Below are 6,440 nucleotides of genomic sequence, written 5' to 3' on the forward strand. Positions count from 1 at the left end.
AGGATCCGCCCGGCCTCGTCCCCGCCCGCGGCGCCCAGCGCGGTGCCGATCCCCACACCGAGCGCGCCGACTGTTCCCACCGCGCGGCGCGAGGGGCTCGGGAAGTTACGCATCTTTCTCCTTCGGAATGGTTGTAGATACGTGAAGAGTGAAGTGGAAGGAAGCGCAATGTGATGCGCGTCGGCGCGTCGGCGCGTCATGGTTCGCCGTGAGCTGGCGCGCCGTAGGCGTAGGTGGTGGTGCGATCGGTCGGGCCGAAGAACGCGACGACCTCGGCAATGCGGGTTCCATCTGCCGAGAGGGTGATCACGTCGAGTCCCTCAAGCACGCGGTGGCCGTTGGGAAGACACATGGCCCACTCGAAACGTCCGTAACCGTGATGGAGATCGATCGCACTGATCCGAACTGGCCGCAGGGTCGGGTAACTGCTGGCGATCCGGCCGAGGAGCTCGGCGACCGCAGGTCTGCCCTGCGCCTGTCCGATCGGGTTGGTATAGCGCACGTCCGGGGTGCAGCTGGCCGTCAGCGCCGCTTCCCGGCGTAGCGGATTTGTTTCAGTCCAGGCCGAAAGCAGGGTGCCGACGAGATCGACTCCGGACTGGGGAGTCCTGGTCAGATCGGGGAGGTCGCCTGGACGGTCCCCATCCTGGGCGGGTGCGGGAGGGATCATCGGGGCGTGAACCTCCGCGCAGCCTCGGCCCGTTGCAGTTTGCCAGACGGGGTTTTCGGGATGGATCCCGGCGAGAGGACGATCACCGCGTGTGGCATGATTCCCAGCGCGGCCCGGACCTCATCGAGAACCAAGGTGCGAACGCGTTCGGGATCGTCCGTTCGGCTTTCGACTGCAATGGCGAGACCTTCGCCGTCTCCCAACGGTCCCCGGCGCGCGAAGCCGAAGGCGACCGCGTTGCCCGGCCGCACTCCCGGCACCCGGGCCGCCGCTCGCTCGACTTCGTCCGGGTAGATGTTGCGTCCAGCGAGGATGACAACGTCCTTCATGCGGCCCGTGACCGCGAGCTCGCCTCCGGCCTGGTAACCCAGATCTCCGGTGCGAAGCCAGCCCTCGGGGAGGAACCGCGCCGAGGTCGTCTCGGCGTCACCACGGTAGCCGGCCGTCACCGAAGTCCCACGGACTTGAATTTCGCCGACCTGGCGTTCGGGCATCGGGCGACCGGTCGTTTGGTCGACAATCCTTGCTTCGAGCCCTTGGACCGGCTTGCCGAGCAGAGGTATGCGTCGGACGCGGCCGGCCGGCGGCGTCTCTCCCTCGCTGCTGACGCTGATCCCCGGCCTGGCGGGGGCTCCCGGTGAGGCGCCATCAGGCATCGGTACCGCTATTCCGTGCCGTTCGAGATCCTCCGCGCCCACCACGTCGCAGCGCAGTCCGCGGCCAACAGGAGAGATTGCCACGGCGACCGTCGCCTCGGCCATCCCGTAGGCGGGTACGAACACCGCGGGGTCGAGCCCGTGTCTGCGCCCTGCCGCGGTGAAGGCGTCCACCACCTCGGGGTCTATGGGTTCCCCGCCGGACAGCGCGCAGCGCAGTGACGACAGGTCGAGTGTGGGGCCGGTGGCGAGCAAGCGGGCTGCGAGAGCGTATGCGGCGTTCGGACCGACGGTCGCGGTGGCCCGATGGCGGTCCACCCGCCGCATCCACTCGGCGGGTCTGGCCAGGAAGTCGGCCGGGCTGGACAGAATGGTGTCACATCGTCCGCAGGTCAGAGGCATCAGAAGGCTCCCAACCAGCCCCATGTCGTGGGACAGCGGCAGCCAGGACAGCATTCGGCCATGGATGGACTCGTGCCCGGTGGCCTGCTTGATCGCGTCGATGTTGGCAGCAAGATTTGCATGGCTGATCTGCACAATCTTCGCGGCGCCGGTCGTCCCGCTCGTCAGTTGGAGGATAGCCGGATCGTCGTCGGAGCCGGCGGGGACCATGGTGATGGGTTCGGGTCCGGCCAGCGCTGTGGACAGCACCCCGGGCAGGTCGGTGACGACACGTCCGGGGCTGGCCAGCCCATCGATCGAGTCGGTCCACGGGTCGCCGACGAGGACAACTGGCTCGCCGAGGGAGTCCAACCGGGCGCGGGTAGCCGCAAGGTAGCCGGCCGGGGTTGTGGCACGGGCCGGCGACGGCAGAAAGGTGACACTGGCGCCGGCAAGCCAGCCTGCGAGGGCAGCCACGACCGCGGGCCGCGACGTCGGCGCCAGGATGCCGAGGGGATGGCCTGAGCCGGTGCCGATCCCCTGCAGCGCTGCGGACAGTCGTAGGGCGTCGTCGTACAACTTCGACCATTCGACCCGCTGCACATCCGTGCCGTCGAGAAACGTCACCGAGCCGGACTGCTTGGCGGCTCGTTCGATCTTCTCGATTAGATATGTCAACTATCGTCCCGATTCGCGGGGCCAGTCGGAGATCCGGCCGGGGTTGTTTGCGAGGGTTCTTGGCCGGTCGGCCTACCGTGAGCCAACCCGGTCCCGGTACACGGCGAGGATCAGCCGATCCCAGTAGCGGCCCTGGTAGTACTCATGATCGACCAATCTGCCCTCCGTCCGCAGCCCGTTTCCCAGGGCGCTTGCGAACTGTGGCAGGTTAAATTCCGGGAGCTCAAAGTAGAGTTTACGAAACGGCCAGACATCGAAGACGTATCGGATGAACAAGCGGACCGGCTCGATCGCTATTCCTGATCCTGCGTAGCGGCCGCTGACCGCGGCGCCCACATAGGCGTGTCCAAGTGCAAAGTCCGGGTTGTAGCAAATTACATTACCGACAGGTTCGCCAGTCTCAACTGACTCCACCAGGAACTGGGAGAGCATTCCTTGCCAAAGTTCCTGCTCGAACTGCGCGTAGCTGGGGACCGAACCCCGATACCGCCACCGGAATCCGGTCTCCGGGGAGATTGCGAGTTCGTAGAGGAACGGGGTTGACGCTGGGAGAAGCGGTGCGAGCCTGAAGTACCGTCCGCTCCGCTGCGGCGGCCGAGGTGGCGTCGGGTCCGCGAGGCCTCGGCCGCCCTGCACCGCGGCGGTCGGCGGCGAAACGTGCTGATCAATGCGCAAACCGGCCGGGTCCGTGACCTCTCCACCATTTGGGGCTCCGGCACCCGCGTCCGGTGGCTGCACGGTGACCGGCCTGCTCGGGTGGCGTATCTGCGATGCGGTCAACGGCGTGGATAGATCAGGGAACGGCAGTTGCGTCTCGGGTGTCACCGGCTCGGGCCGGTGCGATCTGGCTAGGCACTGGTCATAGAGCTCGCCGACCGTACCGATGCGCAACCAGGCCCGTTCCGACAGGTCGACGCCTAGCCCGGATATCGCGGCGTGCAGCTCGAGCAGCGCGAACGAGTCGAGTCCCAGGTCCGCGCCGAGACGGGCGCCGGAATCCGCCTGTTCGGCGTCGACTCCCGCATGGCGGGCGACGAAGGCTGCGAAATCCTTTTCAGCGAGCATGACCCTCCGACCCATCGGGCAGGCAGCAGGACACGAACAACATCTACTGTCAGGCAGACCGCACAAGGACATGTCCGGATGAACCACCGGTAAAGCTCGGGCAACCCTATGGGGGTTGCCCGACCACGGAGGGGTGTAGTCGGGTGAGTACCGTCCGGCGTCGCCGAGCATAACAGCCTGTATGCCATCGAAGGCAACGAATTGATGGGAAATTGTGAGGGCTGGAACGCGGGCGCAGTCTGGCCCATCCGCATCACATCCCGGCAGGCCCTGAGCCGTCGGCGCGGATGGCCCCGTCCAGGGTTTGTTCAGGGCCCCGGCAAGTTTGCTGGGTAGCGGCTCATGGGCCGTGCCGGGGGTTTCCGGTGAGAGTGGGTTGCGGATCGGACCCCGAAACAAGACGGGCATGACCCTCGGGTGATCATGGAGGCTCCTACGCCATCCTGATCGTCCCGAAGTGCCATGCCCGCCGCACCGAAGGAACACGCGCGGCGATCCCGTTGCTGCCTGGAACGCCGCTACGGCGATCTTGTCTATTTCAACGAACTTCCGGCCGGCAGCCATCGTCGTCTCGACGAGGTCCCGGCCGAGATCAGGAGCTCGTGAGGATGACGAGTTGCTGGGTCGCTCGGGTCATCGCGACATAGCGGTCAACCGCTCCTTCGATGCCATCGCCGAACGCCTCCGGGTCGATGAGGACGACCAGGTCGAACTCGAGCCCCTTGGACAGCTCCGGGGTCAGCGACCGGACGCGGGAGGTCGCCCGCAACGTTGCGTCCTTGCTGTCGCCGGTGCCGATGACGCAGGCGATCCCGTCGGCATGCGCGGCGAGCCAGGTGTCGAGGATCGAGCCCAGCTCCGAGGCGGATCCGTGCACGACGGGGACGCCGCTGCTGCGGATGGAGGTCGGCACGTTGGCGTCCGGGAGCACGGCCCGGATGACCGGCTCGGCCTGTGCCATGACCTCTTCCGGCGTCCGGTAGTTGATGGTCAGGGAGGCCAGGTTGATCCGGTCGAGCCCGATCCGTGTCAGCCGTTCCTGCCACGACTCGGTGAACCCGTGCCTGGCCTGCGCGCGGTCCCCGACGATGGTGAAGCTCCGGGACGGGCAGCGCAGCAGCAGCATCTGCCACTGCGCGTCGGTCAGTTCCTGGGCCTCGTCCACGACGATGTGCGCGAACGGGCCGGCGAGCAGGTCCGGGTCGGTGCTGGCCAGTGCGGATTCGTCGACCAGGACGTTGTGGAAGTCCTCTCCGCGCAGCATCGTCACCAGGCCCATGCCGTACTCGTCGTCGGCCTCGCGCAGGTTGTCGACGACCCTGGCCTTGTGCTCGCGTTCGGAGGCGACGGCGGCGTCCCGCTGACGCTTACGCCGGGCCGCCCCCGGGTCGCCGAGCCGCTGCCGCGCCGCGTCCAGCAGCGGCAGGTCGGACATCGTCCAGGCCCTGGCGTCGCCGCGCTGCAGCCGCCGCACCTCGTCGCGGCTGAGCCAGGGAGCGCATCTGTGCAGGTAGGCGGGCACCGACCACAGGTCCGCGACGAGATCGGTCGCGTCGAGCAGCGGCCAGGCCCGGTTGAACGTCGCCCTCAGCCCCCGGTTCTGGAGCAGCGACCTGCGGAGCTGGTCGGCCGGGACCTCGCCGCCGTGGGACGCCTCATGCTTGTCCAGCAGAATCGTGAGTAGCTCCGCCCAGACCTCCTGGCGCGCCTCGTTGTGTGCGGTACCGGGTGTCGGTACGTCGAACGCCTCGGCCCAGTCGTCGGCGCTGAGCTGGAGGTCGGACCAGTGGGTCATGACCGTCATCGGCCTGGTGGGTGGCTCCTCGTAGAACTGCACAGCCGCCTCGATCGCCTTCACCAGGTTCGCGGACGACTTCAGTGCGGCCACGTCCGGGTCGGTCTCGATCTCTGCCACGGTTCCCTCCGCGACGAGGTCCCGCAGGGTGCAGGTCTGCACGCCCTCCTCGCCGAGGCCGGGCAGGACGTCGGCGACGTAGGTCAGGTAGGGCTGGTGCGGACCGACGAACAGCACGCCGCCCCGGCGGTGACCGAGGCGAGGGTCGGAGTAGAGCAGGTAGGCGGAGCGGTGCAGGGCGACGACGGTCTTCCCCGTACCCGGACCGCCGTCGACGACGAGAGCGCCGTCGGATCCGGCACGGATGATGGCGTCCTGGTCGGCCTGGATGGTGCCGAGCACGTCGCGCATCCGGGCCGACCGGTTGCCGCCCAGGCTGGCGATGAAGGCGGACTGGTCGTCGAGCGCGGCATGCCCCTCAATGCCGTCCGGGGTGAACACCTCGTCCCAGTAGTCGCTGATCCGGCCGCGGGTCCAGCGATACCTGCGGCGGCTGGCCAGCCCCATCGGGTTGGCGTGGGTCGCTCCGAAGAACGGCCCCGCCGCGGGGGAGCGCCAGTCGAGCAGCAGCCGACGACCCTCGCCGTCCGCGAGGCCGAGTCGTCCGATGTACACGGGCTCGGGGTCGTCCATGCCGACGATGTGTCCGAGACACAGGTCCAGCCCGAAGCGGCGCAGGGCGCGCAGGCGAGCGGTCAGCCGGTGGATCTCCAGGTCCCGGTCCATCGCCGCCTGGCCGATGCCGCCCGGTGCCCTGCGTTCGACGTCGAGACGGTCGGACAGGTCGGCGATCGACTCCTCGAGGCTGCGCGCGATGGCTGCGAAGCGCTGCTCGTCCCCGGCGATCAGCGCCGGGTCGGCCTTGGGGGCGAGGTGGTCGGGAAGGTCGAACGCGCTGGTGGTCAGAGGGTTCACGGCATCAGCTCCGATGCTCTTCGTCGTGGCGCGGCAGCATGCGGGTCAGCTGCGAGCGACCCGTACGTCGACAACAACACCCGCATTCCGCGACTCCCATGCCCGCAGGTTCTGGCCCTGGCCAGTGATTCTGCGGCCCGCCCCGGGTCTTGCCGCAAGCCCCCCGGTGTGCTATACGTTGAGAGTGGAGGGGAGTGGGCACTCCTCCCCCTCCTTCCCC

4 protein-coding genes are annotated in these 6,440 nt (G+C 68.1%); all 4 read right to left on the reverse strand.

Annotation, left to right across the window (positions count from 1 at the left end; all coding sequences use genetic code 11):
• Positions 1-196 precede the first annotated feature (196 nt).
• Complete coding sequence (locus tag NBZ83_RS29025; RefSeq protein ID WP_261576224.1) at positions 197-670, reverse strand: nuclear transport factor 2-like protein; 474 nt, start codon at positions 668-670, stop codon at positions 197-199.
• Positions 667-2,385 (reverse strand): AMP-binding protein, encoded by a 1,719-nt coding sequence (locus NBZ83_RS29030; RefSeq protein ID WP_261576225.1) that lies wholly within the window; start codon positions 2,383-2,385, stop codon positions 667-669. The genes NBZ83_RS29025 and NBZ83_RS29030 overlap by 4 nt, the downstream gene beginning before the upstream one ends.
• 72 nt (positions 2,386-2,457) lie before the next feature.
• A complete protein-coding gene (locus NBZ83_RS29035; protein WP_261569737.1) occupies positions 2,458-3,450 on the reverse strand; it encodes an acetyltransferase in 993 nt (330 codons plus the stop codon).
• Between the two features lie 592 nt (positions 3,451-4,042).
• Positions 4,043-6,220 (reverse strand): RNA polymerase recycling motor ATPase HelR, encoded by a 2,178-nt coding sequence (helR, locus tag NBZ83_RS29040; protein ID WP_261576226.1) that lies wholly within the window; start codon positions 6,218-6,220, stop codon positions 4,043-4,045.
• Positions 6,221-6,440 lie beyond the last annotated feature (220 nt).

It is taken from the genome of Frankia gtarii, from assembly GCF_025403375.1.
GTDB lineage: Bacteria > Actinomycetota > Actinomycetes > Frankiales > Frankiaceae > Frankia > Frankia gtarii.